This is a genomic window from Chitinophaga hostae, from assembly GCF_018224885.1.
GTDB lineage: Bacteria > Bacteroidota > Bacteroidia > Chitinophagales > Chitinophagaceae > Chitinophaga > Chitinophaga hostae.
On record NZ_JAGTXB010000003.1, the window covers coordinates 289,870 to 305,931 of the forward strand.

Annotated in this window: 12 protein-coding genes; 9 read left to right on the forward strand and 3 right to left on the reverse strand. The window is 47.9% G+C overall.

Annotated features, from left to right (window positions below; genetic code table 11):
• Positions 1-5 precede the first annotated feature (5 nt).
• The 3 genes from KE626_RS08295 to KE626_RS08305 all read left to right on the forward strand — a co-directional run bounded on the left by KE626_RS08295 (position 6) and on the right by KE626_RS08305 (position 1,921).
• On the forward strand, positions 6-386 hold the full coding sequence (locus KE626_RS08295; protein ID WP_211972408.1) for a hypothetical protein: 381 nt from the start codon (positions 6-8) through the stop codon (positions 384-386).
• Positions 387-455: 69 nt separating this feature from the next.
• Positions 456-1,199: a hypothetical protein gene (locus tag KE626_RS08300; protein ID WP_211972409.1), complete on the forward strand. Its 744-nt coding sequence runs from the start codon at positions 456-458 to the stop codon at positions 1,197-1,199.
• Positions 1,200-1,204: 5 nt separating this feature from the next.
• The gene (locus KE626_RS08305) at positions 1,205-1,921 is read left to right on the forward strand and encodes a hypothetical protein (protein WP_211972410.1); all 717 of its coding nucleotides are present in this window, start codon (positions 1,205-1,207) and stop codon (positions 1,919-1,921) included.
• Positions 1,922-1,980: 59 nt separating this feature from the next.
• On the opposite strand, the gene KE626_RS08310 is transcribed toward KE626_RS08305, so the two are convergent.
• Both KE626_RS08310 and KE626_RS08315 read right to left on the reverse strand, forming a co-directional pair.
• Positions 1,981-3,414: a S41 family peptidase gene (locus KE626_RS08310; protein ID WP_211972411.1), complete on the reverse strand. Its 1,434-nt coding sequence runs from the start codon at positions 3,412-3,414 to the stop codon at positions 1,981-1,983.
• Positions 3,389-3,925: an RNA polymerase sigma factor gene (locus KE626_RS08315; protein ID WP_211972412.1), complete on the reverse strand. Its 537-nt coding sequence runs from the start codon at positions 3,923-3,925 to the stop codon at positions 3,389-3,391. The genes KE626_RS08310 and KE626_RS08315 overlap by 26 nt, the downstream gene beginning before the upstream one ends.
• 170 nt (positions 3,926-4,095) lie before the next feature.
• Between KE626_RS08315 and KE626_RS08320 the strand changes: the two genes are divergently transcribed.
• Both KE626_RS08320 and KE626_RS08325 read left to right on the forward strand, forming a co-directional pair.
• Entirely contained in the window at positions 4,096-4,539 is a 444-nt protein-coding gene (locus KE626_RS08320) for an SRPBCC domain-containing protein (protein ID WP_211972413.1), read from the forward strand.
• A gap of 154 nt (positions 4,540-4,693) precedes the next feature.
• Positions 4,694-5,425, forward strand: a complete 732-nt coding sequence (locus tag KE626_RS08325) for a hypothetical protein (protein WP_211972414.1) — start codon at positions 4,694-4,696, stop codon at positions 5,423-5,425.
• A 168-nt stretch (positions 5,426-5,593) separates the two neighbouring features.
• Here the strand turns inward: KE626_RS08325 and bglX are convergent, their stop codons facing one another.
• Entirely contained in the window at positions 5,594-7,891 is a 2,298-nt protein-coding gene (gene bglX, locus KE626_RS08330; RefSeq protein ID WP_211972415.1) for a beta-glucosidase BglX, read from the reverse strand.
• Between the two features lie 454 nt (positions 7,892-8,345).
• Between bglX and KE626_RS08335 the strand changes: the two genes are divergently transcribed.
• The 4 genes from KE626_RS08335 to KE626_RS08350 are packed head-to-tail and all read left to right on the forward strand — an operon-like array spanning position 8,346 to position 16,022.
• Positions 8,346-11,420: a SusC/RagA family TonB-linked outer membrane protein gene (locus KE626_RS08335; RefSeq protein ID WP_211972416.1), complete on the forward strand. Its 3,075-nt coding sequence runs from the start codon at positions 8,346-8,348 to the stop codon at positions 11,418-11,420.
• A 16-nt stretch (positions 11,421-11,436) separates the two neighbouring features.
• On the forward strand, positions 11,437-12,921 hold the full coding sequence (locus KE626_RS08340) for a RagB/SusD family nutrient uptake outer membrane protein (RefSeq protein ID WP_211972417.1): 1,485 nt from the start codon (positions 11,437-11,439) through the stop codon (positions 12,919-12,921).
• A 10-nt stretch (positions 12,922-12,931) separates the two neighbouring features.
• Positions 12,932-14,260: a glucoamylase family protein gene (locus tag KE626_RS08345; protein ID WP_249207354.1), complete on the forward strand. Its 1,329-nt coding sequence runs from the start codon at positions 12,932-12,934 to the stop codon at positions 14,258-14,260.
• A 4-nt stretch (positions 14,261-14,264) separates the two neighbouring features.
• A complete protein-coding gene (locus tag KE626_RS08350; RefSeq protein WP_211972418.1) occupies positions 14,265-16,022 on the forward strand; it encodes a family 43 glycosylhydrolase in 1,758 nt (585 codons plus the stop codon).
• Positions 16,023-16,062: the final 40 nt, after the last annotated feature.

The following is a 16,062-nucleotide window of genomic DNA, read 5'->3' on the forward strand; positions in this document are numbered from 1 at the left end:
ATCCCATGTACAAGAGAAATTTCATTTACTTCTTACCTGTAATTTTAACAGGATTAATATCCACCTCTTCCTGTAAGAAGGAAGGTAAGAATGATGAGGCCCATCATCGTTCAGTTGTAGCAGGCGGACCATCCGGAACGGCAGGCACCTGTGGTGACAGCACCATTTACGGTGTTATTACCAGCAACCTGACACTGAAAAGTTGTAAAATATATAAACTCGATGGCTTGGTATATGTATCAAACAATGCTACGCTAACTATTGAAGCAGGTACGGTGATTAAAGGGATCAAAGGGATACCTGCCATAGGAGGTAATCCCGGAACACCCAGCGGCAGTTTAATTGTTACCCGGGGCGCAAAAGTAATGGCCATCATTATCTGCTAACATAAGTTGAAATTTCGTTACATAATTTTATCTGTTCAATTTTTACACGTGAATAAAATGACATCTGCTGTGATTAAATACATTGCTCTCTTTTTCTCTGTTTGGGTGTTAGCAATTTCCTGCCGAAAAGGAGACCTGCCGGAGGAACACTACTTTGGTAAAGTAAACGTTACTATCATGAACCTTCCGAATACACCAAAAGTAATGATGTATTTTGATGGCAAACAACTGGATACCATCCTCACCACTGCACTGGGAAGCAGGTTTGTGCTTCAGGCAGGACAACAAGGTAAATTGGCTGCCTTTGATGCCATCAGTCATGAATTCCTGGCAGATACGCTTATTACCATAGCGCCTAATGCAGTACAACAATTTAAGTTTGCATACAGTCCTGAGTTCGGGCTTAAAGGATTTGTATCTGCAGGAGGTAGTTCAACCGTGCCCAAAGACTCCTTTGATGTGCGTTTGTTTAATAATTTAAGTAAAGCCTTTTATCCCAAAGAAGTATACGATCTGTCATTTATCTATTTAGACCCCATTTCCGGTGAAATCCTTGAATCTGATGTAACGGTAAAAGGTTGGGGCCGGAAACAATTATCTCCTGTAATGAGATTTAAAGGAGTGGCGAGTGATGGTTCAGTATATACCTATGCCGCTAAACTAAGAGATCCTGCTACCGGAGAGATTGTGCTACAGCCGGATGGATCTGAGTTTTTTGTTTTCACGGGCAGCGACCTTGGAGGAAAATCAAAAATAACTACCATTTTCGATGACAACAACGGGGCCATATCTCAAAATGAAATTGACCTTTAATAACCATGCAACCTGCTAAAAAACATATAACCCGTCTGCTTCCATATCTCCTGTATGGTATCAGCAGCTTATCCGTTATAGCGGCAGGCTGCAAAAAAAACGATGAAGCATTACTTTCTGCTTCACCGGAAATAAAAATGGAAATGATCCCTGCCAACGATACCATCCGGCAGGTGATAGCCTCCAATACCCTGCTTACGGCCAGTCATCCCTGGTATATCGATGGCTGGGTGTACGTTACCAACGAGGCTACACTGCGTTTGGAAGCAGGTACTATTATAAAAATACTGCCTTCGGCGGTAAATAAAGAGACCGGCCGCCATAGCGGTGGCCTCATCATCGGCCGGGGCGCATATATCCACGCCGCAGGCACCGCCACATTACCGGTGCATGTTGTTGTGGAAAAAGCAATCAGCAACGGAGGCGCAGGTATTATTGTGCTTGGCAAGGCAGCCCCTTCCGGAAAAAACAACCTGCTCGATAACCCGGACGATCCTTCGGTGAGCCATCTCGCTTATGGCGGTGATGCACCCGACGATAGCTCCGGTGTCATTAAACATCTATATATCGATTATTACCCTGCAAACGGAACAGGCTTTCGCGGCGGCTTACTGCTGCTGGGAACCGGCTCCAGAACCATTGTTGACCATATCATCATCCACCCCCTGCCCATGAAGAAGTCTGAGTTGAAAACCACCGGACTGCTTAAAAAAGTTGATTAATCCGGAGAACCCTCATTTCATTCAGATGTGCCATTGTTGTTAACCCTTTTTTTTCCTATTTATTTGGGGAAGACGAGAACACTGTTCACAACTGCCTTCTCACGGGCGTCATAAATATGGCTGCGGGTAAACACCGCATTTTCAGGAATAGCCCTTCCATTACCGTCTATTACCGATAATGCTTTTGCAATCAGCGGATCGGCCGCATTACCCAATGCCAGCAGGGGCTGACGATTCATTTCATCGATCGTATACTGCGGTGTGATACCGGCGGTGTAATTCCCCTCTCCGCTTGCATTGGCCAGCCGGTAAGTAAGCGGGTGTATAATCCATGGAATACGCTGCGGCGTGCGCATATCGTATACAATCACTGCACCCTTATCCTTGCCTACTGTTGTTTGCCCTATCTGTATCACCTGCGTATAGGGCTTCAGGTTATTAATCAGCAACTCTGCCGCCGATACTGTTTGGCGGCCACTGAGAACAAATACACGGGGAAGATGAAGCCTGCCGGCAGATAAACTATTAAAACTGACCGGATCACCGGTTTCGGGAACAGCCAGGGCAGCCGCAAAATCCAGCGTATGAACACCCATACGGGAATTGCCGCTGTATTTAACAAAAGTGCTTTTTTCAGTGAGATTGGGTGCAATCATCGCAGTGATCATGGCTGCCGCAGCCAGGCTGCCGCCTACATTATAGCGCAGGTCAACAATCAGTTCACTGACACCCTTGTTTTTAAAATCCTGGAAAGCGGCTAGCAGGTAGTTGTTATAACCGTCTACAAATGCATTATAAAAAAGATACCCCACTTTTTTGGCGCCACTGTTTATAACGATCGACTGATACACCGGGTTTTCGGTTATTTTCCCGGGACGCAGCGATACAAGCGCTCCTTCAGTAATCACATTGCCATTCACCACAGCGGGTGTGATGGTACCTCCGCTGCCCGTACGCAATTGCTCACTGAGCGGCACACTATTGCCCGAAGTCAGCACCGTTTCATTGATACGTGTAAAGTAAGCCCCGCGCTTCAACCCATCAGCAGCTGCATACGAACCCGGTACCACCAGTTTCACCACACCGATAACACCACCCGGGGCGGCGGGCCAGCTGATAATACTGAAGTCTACCCCATACTTATACAACATATCACTTTTAATTGTTGCCGGGTCACCGGGATTATAGATAATAGAAAATTTGTCTTCCCCGCTTTTGATACTATTGAAAAAAGCGGTTGTTTCCTGGGTATTGTTTGCCTGGGCAGGCAGCTGATCATTCCACAGGTAAAACAGGCGCATGCTGTCTAGTATCCAGTTATTTATTTCCTGTTGTGTAACCGGCCCGGTGGGCACTGCCGGCGCATCGTCCTTTTTACTGCAGGCTGCCAGTCCTGCGATGAGGCAACAGCAAAATAAAGACCTGGCATATCGCATAGAGAAAGATTTTCTGGTGAGGATAGTTGGGTTATTTTCTTCTTTCCAGGTCAACATAAAAATGACTGGTCAGCTCCTTCCTGATATATTGGAGGGCGGCTGTCAGATGATTTTTTACAGTAGCGGGAGAAATAGACAATTGCTGACCAATTTCCTTATGGCTAAAACCGTGATCACGGCTCAGGGTATATACATTGCGACGTTGCTCCGGCATTCTTTCTACCAGTTTATGCAGCTGCGAGCTGAATTCTTTGTGAAGAAATACTTTTTCACCGCTGTCCGTGATGTCCTGCTGCTCCTTCGCTGCCAGGGAAAGCGCCTTTTTTTCGCGGTACAGTTTGCGGCTTTCATCTATCACCAGGTGCTTCACATACACAAACAACAGCGGGAAAATATCCTGCTCCTGTTTCACCTGTTCTATGTTTTCCCACAACCGTACAAAACATAACTGCGTCATCTCCTGCGCTCTGGCAGCGTCGTTGGTCAACTTGAACGCAAACCGGTAAACCTTTGCATTGTTCTCCTCAAATATTTTCTCAAAAAGTTGTTTCGCAGGGCTATCAGACATAGTTCGAGGTTGTAACTTGATCCGGATATAAATATAAGCCGGCTATGTTACAGGAATGTTAAGGCGTCTTTTTTTCTGAGAAAAGAGGAATAATATCATGGCCTAAAACTCCCCTTATCTTGTCTCATTCCCCCCTCTCCCATCTGCAGAACAGCATGTACATTTAAGGTATGAATCCTCCCGGACAACTTCTTACTGCAACTGTGAGTGTACAGGCGTCCATGACGGACGTGTGGGCCTGTTGGACCACCCCGGAACATATCTGCCAATGGAACAGCCCATCGGCAGACTGGCATACTTCCCATGTGGAAAACGATGTGCGGCGTGGCGGCAGATTCCTTTTTACCATGCAGTTGAAAAACAACAGCAGCAGCTTTGACTTTGGTGGCGTATATACCGAAGTACGGCCACAGGAAAAAATCAGTTATACGCTTACCGATGGCCGGCAAACCGTTAACCTCTTTGCCGTTACCCCGGAAGGGATCAACGTTACGGAAATATTTGAACCGGAAAACGGATTACCCGCCAACGTACAACTCGACTTCACCACCGGTGTGCTGAATAACTTTAAATCCTATGTGGAAAACGTTTACAAGGCAGCCCAACTGCGCTAATTAATTTTTATATCCTGTACATACCTGCGTTGTCATCTTCCTGTATCCCTGTTTCCGGGTATAACCGCAAACACTATCTTTATAAAAAAAGTATTTCCTTTGCTACAATATCGCATGGTGATATTGAATCATGGCGGTCTAAAACAACCTGTATATGAAGCATTTACTGATAGCAATAGCCGTTTTTATCGCGGGCACCGCCAGCGCACAAAAAGCACTATATAAATGGGAAGATGAATTGTGTTCCTACCAGGGAGTATTCGACAGCAAAAAAATAACCTGGGAGCGGATCAACAACTGTCAGCGCCTGGTACTGAAACAAGATTTTGACGTGACGGTAATGCCGGCTGTTTTTAAACCAACAGACATTGATCAATTGCATCCGGAAGCACTGGAAGAGGAATTTACCCGGGTTAATACTGCGCTAAAAAAACTGGACCTTCCGGCTACACCTTTCTGGCAAAATTTTAAAGCCGCAAAACTAAAAGAACAACAACAACGCTACGAATTTCACCGCGCTTATTTTAAAGCCTATAAAGATGTAAATGCACTGAAAACATATCAGTCAAAAAACCCGGATGTTGAACGTCATGCCCGTGCATTAATGGCCGGCGGTGACTCGCTGTTGCAGGACTGGTACACCTTGACAAAAGAAGGCGCCGCCCGTAACAGTGACCCCGACAGGATCATGCAGGAGTATAAAGCACAACTGGCCTCCCCCGATAAACTCCGTCATGCATTCGTATATGTAATTGCGTTTGGCTGGGGCAACAGCGCCAACAGCGTGATTGAAACCGCCAACGATATTTACACCCCCGAAACGATACAGAAAGAATGGAAAAAACTATTTCTCAGTACCAAAACGATCCACTGCGATGAACCGTGATATAGCTTTTAGCTGTTAGCTGTTAGCTTTTAACCTGAATTTGTTAAGAGGTGGAGGTTTAGTGTCCAGCTGTTAGCTGTTTGCTGTTTGCCATTAGCGGTTAGCAGTTAACCTTAATTTATAAAAAAAGATATTGATTTAAAGCAACGAGCTTTCTGCTTTTTGCCTTCAGCTTTTTGCCTTCAGCTCAAAACTACCCTTTAGCCGAATATCCGCAGAGGAACTGCCGATCATGATGTCAAACATGCCGGGATCTGCCCCCCATTGCAGGTTGCTGTTGAAATAAGATAACTTTTCCCTGTCGATGGTGAAATGAATTGTTTTACTTTCCCCGGGCTGCAGCAGGACCTTTTTAAAATCTTTCAGTTCCTTTACCGGTCTTGCGATGGTGGCTTCCATATCGCGTAAATACAACTGCACCACTTCTTCCCCTGCATAATTGCCGGTATTGGTGAGCGTAAAAGACAGGTCCATTTTTTCGTTCAAACCCAACGTTGCCTGCAGTTTCAGGTTGTCGTATTTAAATGTGGTATAGCTTAGCCCGTAACCAAATGGGAACAGCGGATCATTGGCCACATCCAGGTAGTTGGAACGGAATTTTTCCGTAGGGCCATCAGGTTGAGGGCGGCCCGTATTTTTATGATTGTAGTACACAGGAATTTGTCCAACGTTGCGTGGGAAGCTCATGGTCAGTTTACCGGAAGGATTATAATTACCAAAAAGTACATCGGCCACGGCATTGCCTGCTTCCAGTCCGGGAAACCATACCTGCAACATGGCAGTAGCCAGTTCATTTTCGGTGGTGAGTGTTAACGGGCGGCCACTCATCAGCACTACTATCAATGGCTTACCTGTTTTGGCGAGGGCCTGTAATAGCTGCTGCTGGCTGCCTGGCAAACCTATATCTGATCTGCTGGCTGCCTCTCCGGTCATCTCCGAAGCCTCTCCTACTACAGCCACAATTACATCGGCCTTGCCGGCCACTTCCAGGGCTTCTGCCCGCAACTGCTCCGCAGGTTCGGGTGCAATATCGATGCGCTCGCCAAATACGTTTACCTTTTTTGCAAATACGGAATCATCGCTGATATTGGCGCCCCTCGCATATAATACCTTTGCACTGTTGCCCACTGCATTTTTAATCCCCTCCATGATGGGCACCGCCGCCTGCGGATCACCACTGATAGCCCAGGTACCCAGCATATTATGCCTGTTGTTGGCCAACGGACCTATCAAAGCGATGGTGCCGGATTTCTTCAGCGGAAGCGCCTGCTGGTTATTTTTCAGCAACACGCAGGCACGCGCGCCCAACTCCCTGGCTGCCTGTTTTTTGTCCGCACTTAAAATTTCACGACTGGCACGGGTATCATCGCAGTAACGATAAGGATCTTCAAAGAGCCCGAGTTTGTATTTGGCTTCCAGGATACGCCGGCAGGCATCATCAATTTGTCGCAGTGTAATTTTGTGTTGCTGCAGTGAAGAAGGCAGCGTGGTAAGAAACCCTTCCCCTACCATGTCCATATCCACGCCGGCATTCAGCGCCAGGGCTGACACGGTTTGCAGGTTCCCCAAACCATGGGCCATCATTTCATTAATAGCAGTATAGTCCGTTACCACAAAGCCTTTAAATCCCCATTGTTGGCGCAGCAGGTCTGTCATCAACCATTTGTTGGCAGTGGCCGGAATGCCATCTACTTCATTGAAAGATGTCATAACACTTCCTGCACCGGCATCAATAGCCGCTTTGTAAGGAGGCAGGTAATATTCGTACATCCTGATGCGGCTCATATCCGTGGTATTATAATCCCGCCCGGCTTCCGCCGCGCCATACAGCGCAAAATGTTTTACACAGGCCATCACTGTATTATTCGCCGAAAGTTGCTCTCCCTGGTAGCCCCGCACCATGGCCGCAGCAATTTTTGAACCCAGGTAGGTATCTTCTCCCGAACCTTCTGCTACCCGCCCCCAGCGCGGATCTCGGGCAATATCCACCATAGGGGAATATACCCAGCACAATCCGTCGGCGCTGGCTTCTATGGCAGCAAGACGCGCACTATGTTCAATCATCGCCATATCCCAGCTGCAGGATAACCCTAAGGGAATCGGGAAAGTGGTTTTATATCCGTGAATCACATCCGACCCAAATAACAACGGGATCTTTAACCGGCTCTTACTGATGGCAAGATTCTGCGCTTTGCGGATTTTTTCCACACCAATTACCCCAAACAAACCACCTACCTGTCCTTTACTGATCTTTGTTTCCACATCCGAACTCACCACCGCACCAGTAGCAACACCCCCACCCGGCGTGAGCAAATTCAACTGACCGATCTTTTCTTCCAAAGTCATCCTGCTCATCAGTCCACTGACAAATGCATTCATTTTAGCTGTTGCGGCCGGTATTTGTGCCTGTAACGGTAACAAACCAACGATCCAGGTTGTTAGAACGGGAAAAAAAAGGTTTTTCATAACAACATATTTAAATGCGAAATTTTTTTTGGGTAACCCACCATCTCTATAAAATTACAAAGACCTGCATAATTCTACCGTCGCTTCCAGGTAATTTATTTTCCGTAACCGGCGTTTATGTAATAACTGGCACAACATATGAAGCGAACAGACCTGTTACCATTATTTTGTTGAGATCAGATAATACCGGCACAACATTAAGCATCTTTTAGCGGAAACCTTGCAGGAGCCCTTCACAGGGCTCAAATACTAAAACTTATTATACTGTATAGCCCAGATGCTTCTTTTTCTATCACTTGCTAAACACCTGTTTATGATCCTGCAGATTTACAACAGCTCCTGAAGCAATTACATGAGCGCAAATATGCACCACTATTCATTTGAAAACAAGACAACAATTTTACACCGGCAACCGCAGTAAAATTGTTATTACCCACACATTTAACATCTACGTATGAGAAAACTGTTAGCAGGCTACGAGCGCCATTTGTACGCCCTTAAGAAAATGCGCACTGCCACCATTCCTTTTTTACTTTCTTTTATATTCCTGTTGCAAACTGCGGCGGCACAGGCACAGGATATAAAAATTACCGGTAAAGTTACAGGAGGCAGCACCCCTGCGCCAATACCGGGTGCCACCATCACCGTAAAAGGCACCGCACGCGGAACCGTGACCAGTAACGATGGCACCTATACGATTTCTGCTCCTTCCAATGCTACCCTGGTAGTTACTTTCATTGGTTTTTCCAGTAAAGAGGTGCCGGTAAACAACCAGACTACGATCGACATCACCCTTTCAGAATCTGTTACCCAGGTAGAACAGGTGGTGGTAGTGGGTTACGGCGTTCAGCGGAAAGTGGATATTACCGGCGCTATTTCGCAGGTGAAAGGCTCGGAAATATCCAAACAACCCGCTCCCAACGCAGTAAGCGGTTTACAGGGAAAAGTAGCAGGTGTGCAAATCACCAACAGCGGAAAACCAGGCGCCGCCCCCAACATCAAAATCAGGGGCGCCGGTACTATTTATGGCAGCCCCAACCCACTATATGTTGTGGATGGCGTGTGGTATGATGACATCAGCTTTTTAAACCCTGCAGACATCGAAAACATGAGTATCCTGAAAGATGCGTCCAGCGAGGCCATCTATGGTATCCGCGCAGCCAACGGCGTAGTACTCATTACCACCAAAAAAGGAAAAGCCGGCAAACCTGCTGTTAACTACAATGGCTTTGTTGGTTTCCAACGGGTCACCAACAGGGTAAAAATGGCTAACGGTCACGAATATGCGATTATGGTCAATGAATTAAGCGCGCAAAATGGTCAGCCCGACCTGCTGAAACCGGATGATTTTGGTGAAGGTACCGACTGGTACAAACAGGAACTGCGGAATGCCATGATCACCAACCACCAGCTATCCATCAGCGGCGGTACGGAAAAATCCACCTACAGCTTTTCTGTGGGATATCTTAAACAGGAAGGCATTGTTAAAACAAATGACTTCTCCCGGTTTACAGCAAGACTGCAAAACGATTTCCAGGTATTTGAACCTTTGAAAATTGGTTATACCGTAACCGCCTCCGTATACAATTCCAATGATGTGCCCGATGCCATTTTTGGCCAGCTGTATAACTCTGCGCCCATAGTGCCGGTGCGCAACCCCGACGGCTCCTATGGTGATCCCAGCAAATACAAACTGGGGAACGGTCCCGCCAACAACCCGCAGGTAACGCTGGATTTTTACGACCAAACCACCAAAAGGCATGTAGTCACCGGAAGCGTATATGCCGATCTTCGCTTTGCCAAACACTTCACCTTCCACGCGAGCGCCGGTGGTGAATATGGAGACAGTATTATCCGTAATTATACGCCGGCCTACAAGGCTACAACAATACAACAGAATAATATCAGCACGTTAATGCGCACGGGTACCGACCGTACCAACTGGATTGTTGAAAATACGCTGACCTATGAAAACAAATTCGGCGATCATGACCTGCGTATACTTGCCGGCCAGTCGGCCCAGCAATACAAGTTGTACAAACTCATTGCCTCCGCGCAGAACGTGCCCAATAACAGCGAAGGAGACCGCTATCTGCGGCTGGGAAATACCGACGGCAGGGAAGTAAAAGATGAAGGCGACCTTTATACCGTAGCCTCCTATTTCGGCCGGTTAAATTATGCCTACAAAAATAAATACCTGCTCACTGCATCCATTCGCGCGGATGGTTCTTCCAAATTTTTCGGTGACCAGCGATGGGGATATTTCCCCTCCGTAGGAGCCGGATGGGTGGTCAGTGAAGAACCCTTCCTGAAAAATGCAGGCATATTCGATAACCTGAAACTACGCGCCAGCTGGGGAAAAATAGGGAATGCTTCCATTCCCGCCAACGTATCAGTGTTAAGGGTAGCCCAGGATCCTTACCTGACAGCCATCTTTGGAGGTAACGTTAACACCGGCGCCAGCATCAACGCTGTGGTGGCCCCGGTTACCTACTGGGAAAGAGCCGTAGGTACCGATGTTGGCCTCGAAGCCAGCGTACTGCAAAACAGGTTGTATATAGAAGCTGGCTTCTATAACCGTGAAACACAACGGGCTATTTTTGATGTTCCCTTCCCAGGATCTGTGGGTACACGATTCAGCACCATTATTACCAATCAGGCCAATATCCAGAACCGTGGCTGGGAGTTTACAGTGAATTGGAAAGATGAACCCGGCAATAAGGATTTCAGCTACTCCGTTGGCGCTAACCTTGGCATCAACAATAATAAAGTACTTTCTGTAGCCAGTGGTAACAACCCCATCTATGGCGGTGGCGCCGCCGCTACCGGGGGCGCATTGGGAACACGTACCGTTGTAGGTCAGCCGATAGGCCAGTTTTTTGGATACCAGGTAGAAGGCATCTTCCAGACAGATGCAGAAGCGGCGGCCTCCGCCCAGCCATTCGCAAAAGCGGGAGACTTTAAATTCCGTGATCTGAGTGGTTCACATGGCACACCCGATGGGAAAATAGATGCTAATGACCGCGTGCCATTGGGCAATCCAAACCCGAAATATACGTATGGCATCAACACCTATTTCTCCTACAAACAGTTCGACCTCGCGGTCGACTTCCAGGGCGTTGCAGACGTTGACGTATATAACGCCAACCTGGGATTACGTTTCGGAAACGAAAATTTCACAAAGGAATTTTATGATAAGCGCTGGCACGGACAAGGTACTTCCAACACCTACCCCTCCGCATTTATCGGCGGCCGCCAAAATTACCTGCCCAATTCCTTCTTCGTGGAAAGCGGCAGCTACTTCAGGATCCGGAACATACAGCTGGGATACAGTTTCCCTGCCGATATGACCAAAAGATGGAAGATGAAAAACCTGCGGCTATATCTCAACGCACAGAATGCTTTCAACTTTTTCAAATACCGCGGATTTTCACCCGAAATTGGTGGCACACCTAACAATGTTGGCATCGACAACAGCGTGTACCCACTATATGCCACCTACAACTTTGGTGTAAATGTTACTTTCTAACCAAATCACTGCAACCATGAAAAATAGCCGTATATATTACAAACAACGTATAGCCGTTTACTTAACTGCGATACTTTTTATCATAACAGCCGGCTGCGGAAAAAGCTTCCTGGATGTGCCACCACAGGGGCAGCAGCCAAGCGAGCAATTCTGGCAGTCGCAGGCAGACGCCACCAAAGGCGTTAACGCCATGTATGCTAATCTTCGTGAATGGAAACAGGTAGGCTTTGCCTCCGTAGGGGTGGAAAGTCTGGGCTCCGATGATACCGAAAAAGGCAGCACGCCCGCCGACGCCAGCTTCCTTACCACTTTTGATAACTTCAGCGTTTCTCCTGCCGAAGGACAGCTCCTTGATTTCTGGCAGGGACAATACCAGGAAATCAACTTCTGTAACCAGGTAATCGACAACCTACCTAACATCAGTATGGATGCTGCACTGAAGACCCGCTATATTGCCGAAGCCAAATTCATCCGGGCCTATGCCAACTTCCGGTTGGTGCGCGCTTTTGGCGATGTGCCATTGCGTTTACATCTCCCGAAAACACCGGAAGAATATAATTTATCCAGAACACCCGCAGCAGAAGTATGGACCGCCATAGAACAGGACCTCACCGAAGCTGCAACCGCATTGCCCGTTAGCTATGCAGCGGCCGATAAAGGAAGAGCTACCAAAGGCGCGGCGCTATCCTTACACGCCAAAGTAGCGATGTACCGGAAAAAATGGGCAGACGCACTCAATTTTACCGACCAGGTCATGAAACTGGGGTATACATTATTTCCCAATTATGAACAGCTGTTCCGTATTCCGAATGAAAATGCTGGGGAATCCATTTTTGAAATACAGGCACAGCTGATTCCTGGCAACAAAGATGCCTCTAACTCCCAGTATTCGCAGATCCAGGGTGTGAAAGAGGCAGTAGGCGGCGGCTGGGGCTTTAACGTACCTACGGCTGATCTGGCGGGCACTTATGAAACCGGCGATCCGCGACGTGATGCCACCATCATTTTCCGGGGCGAAACTACCCCCGAAGGCGATGCCATTGCGCTCGCCGGTGTAAACCCCCGGTTTAACCAGAAATCATATGTACCTTTTGATAAGTTCATTAGTGGCTATAACGAAGGCGCCGATCAAAACATCCGCGTAATACGTTATGCTGAAGTGTTGCTGATAAACGCCGAAGCTGCCAATGAACTGGGCAATACACAACAGGCGCTTTCTTCCGTTAATGCAGTAAGACTTAGGGCCAGGAACGGTTTAACCGGTATATTGCCCGATATAACGGTAACGGAAAAAGTAGCGTTGCGCAATGCTATCTGGCAGGAACGACGGGTAGAATTAGCCATGGAGAGTGATCGCTATTTCGACGTAATCCGCCAGGGAAGAGCACCACAGGTATTTGGCAAACTTGGGTTTGTAACCGGCAAAAACGAAGTATGGCCCATCCCGCAAAATGAAATAGACATCAGCGCGGGCAAACTGACACAAAATCCAGGATATTAAACAAACAGGAATGCAATCATTAAAATATTTCATCTTGTTGTGCCTGCTCGCTTCCGGCGTGCAGGCGCAACAGCACACGCCCAACCGGATGGCCATACAAAAAGGACTTTCCGACTCGGCATTGCTGGAACTTGTGCAGCAACAAACCTTCCGCTACTTCTGGGACTTCGGTCACCCCGTTTCCGGCATGACGCGGGAACGCAGCAGCAAAGCCGCTGATCACGGCGGCGACGTGGTAACTACCGGCGGTACCGGCTTTGGCGTCATGGCCATCGTAGTGGCCGCAGAACGCAAATGGATTACCCGCGAAGCCGCACTGAGCAGGCTGCACACGATCGTAGACTTCTTACGGGAAGCAGATAGCTATCACGGTGTATTTCCTCACTGGCTTAACGGCAGCACCGGGAAAACCATTCCTTTCGGCCGGAAAGACGATGGCGGCGATCTTGCGGAAACAGCCTATCTTTTTGAAGGACTCCTAACCGCCCGTCAATACTTTGACCGGGACACACCCGGCGAAAAGGAGCTGCGTAACAAAATCAACCTGACCTGGCAGGAAGTTGAATGGGACTGGTTTACACGCGACGGAAGAGAGGTGCTGTTCTGGCACTGGAGCCCTAACAACGGATGGAGTATGAACCACGAAATCAGGGGATGGAATGAATGTCTTATTACCTATATATTGGCTGCATCTTCCACCACCTACCCGGTAAAAGCAGAAGTATATCACCGCGGCTGGGCTGTCAGCCGCCATTTCCGCAACGGCAAGGAATTTTTCGGGATACGGCTGCCGCTGGGGTTTGACTATGGCGGTCCGCTCTTCTTCTCGCATTATTCTTTCCTCGGCCTCGATCCGCGCGGGTTAAAAGACCGTTATGCCGACTATTGGGAACAGAATAAAAACCATACGCTCATCAACCGGGAATACTGCGTGCATAATCCTAAAGGATTCAAGGGATACAGCGCTGATTGCTGGGGCCTTACCGCCTGTGATACCTACGATGGTTACAATGCCCACTCACCGGAAAATGACTTTGGAACCATTGCTCCCACAGCCGCCTTATCAGCCTTTCCTTACACGCCGGCGTATTCCATGCAGGCACTGAAATACTTTTATTACCAACAGGGAAAGAAGATCTGGAGTCAGTACGGATTTACAGACGCCTTTAACGAAAGCCGGCAATGGTACGCTTCTTCACATCTGGCCATTGACCAGGGACCTATTATTGTGATGATAGAAAACTATCGCAGCGGTTTGCTATGGAAACTGTTTATGAGTTGTCCGGAAATACAAGCCGGGTTAAAAAAACTGGATTTTACAAGTCCGCAATTGAAATAAGGATATGAAAACATACTTCCTGTTACTGGTAATAAGCCTGTTATCACTGGAACGGCTATACGCGCAAGATACTTACTGTAACCCGATGAACCTCGACTACGGCTACTGCCCCATTCCCAATTTTACGGAATGGGGCAAACACCGCGCCACCGCCGACCCGGTAATAGTAACCTATAAAGGCGATTACTATCTTTTTTCTACCAACCAATGGGGATACTGGTGGAGCAACGACCTTACCCGGTGGCATTTTATTTCGCGTAAATTCCTGCAGCCCTGGCATCATGTATACGATGAACTGTGTGCGCCGGCAGTTTGGGTAATGGGCGATACCATGATGGTATTTGGTTCCACATATACCAGCGATTTTCCTGTTTGGATGAGTACCAATCCCAAAGGCAACGAATGGAAAACTGCAGTAGATTCTTTTTCAGCCGGTGGATGGGATCCGGATTTCTTTTTAGATGATGACGGAAGATTGTATCAATACAACGGCAGCAGCAACAGCTATCCCCTGTACGGCGGGGAGGTAAACAGGAAAACGCTGCAGCTCAAAGGCGCCAGGAAAGAACTCTACCTGTTGAACCACGAACGCTACGGGTGGCAGCGATTTGGGGAGTACATGGATAATACTTTCCTGGACCCGTTTATAGAAGGCGCCTGGATGACCAAACACAACGGGAAATACTACCTGCAATATGGCGCACCCGGAACGGAGTTCAGCGGCTATGCCGATGGTGTGGTGGTCAGCGATCATCCGCTGGGGCCTTTTACCCCGCAGGCACAAAATCCTTTTTCATTTAAGCCGGGCGGCTTTGCCCGCGGCGCAGGCCATGGCAGCACCTTCCAGGATACCAAAGGTAACTGGTGGCATGTATCCACCACCGTGATATCCGTAAAAAACAGTTTTGAAAGACGACTGGGACTATGGCCCGCCGGCTTCGACCACGACGATGTGCTGTACTGCAATACCGCCTTCGGCGACTATCCGCACCGCATTTCCCGCGATGCTAACGTGAACGGGCATACGGATTTTCGCGCAGATCCTTCCTTCACCGGCTGGATGCTGCTCAATTACAATAAGCCGGTAACAGTATCATCCACGCTTGGCGGCTACCTTCCCAACAATGCGGTAGACGAAAACATTAAAACTTACTGGAGTGCTGCCTCCGGTAACAAAGGCGAGTGGATCCAAACCGATCTGGGCGCCGTCAGTACAGTAAACGCGGTACAAATCAACTACGCCGACCAGGACGCCCCTTTTATGGGGAAACAGCTGGATATTTATCATCAGTATATACTCCGCTATTCCACCGACGGAAAGAAATGGCTGATGCTGGCTGATAAAAGCGAAAATAAAACCGATGTGCCGCACGATTATGTAGCCTTATCAAAACCGGTAAAGGCACGGTATATACGACTCGAAAATATACATATGCCCGGCGGCAAATTCGCGATCAGCGGGCTACGGGTATTTGGAAACGGCAACGGCCCCGCACCCGATACCGTGAAGTCGTTTATAGTACTGCGCACCGAAAAAGATAAACGCAGCGCGTGGATCAAGTGGCAGCCGGTAAACAATGCATATGCTTATAACATTTACTTTGGTACCTCGCCGGACAAACTGTATAACTGTATCATGGTGCATAACGCCAACGAGTATTATTTTAAGGGAATGGATAAGTTGCAGCCTTACTATTTCTCGATAGTAGCCATTAACGAGCATGGAATTTCTGCGGGAACAAAGGTGATCAAAACAGAATAGCTTCCATAAGCAAAAGAGGCCATCAGATGATGGCCTCTTT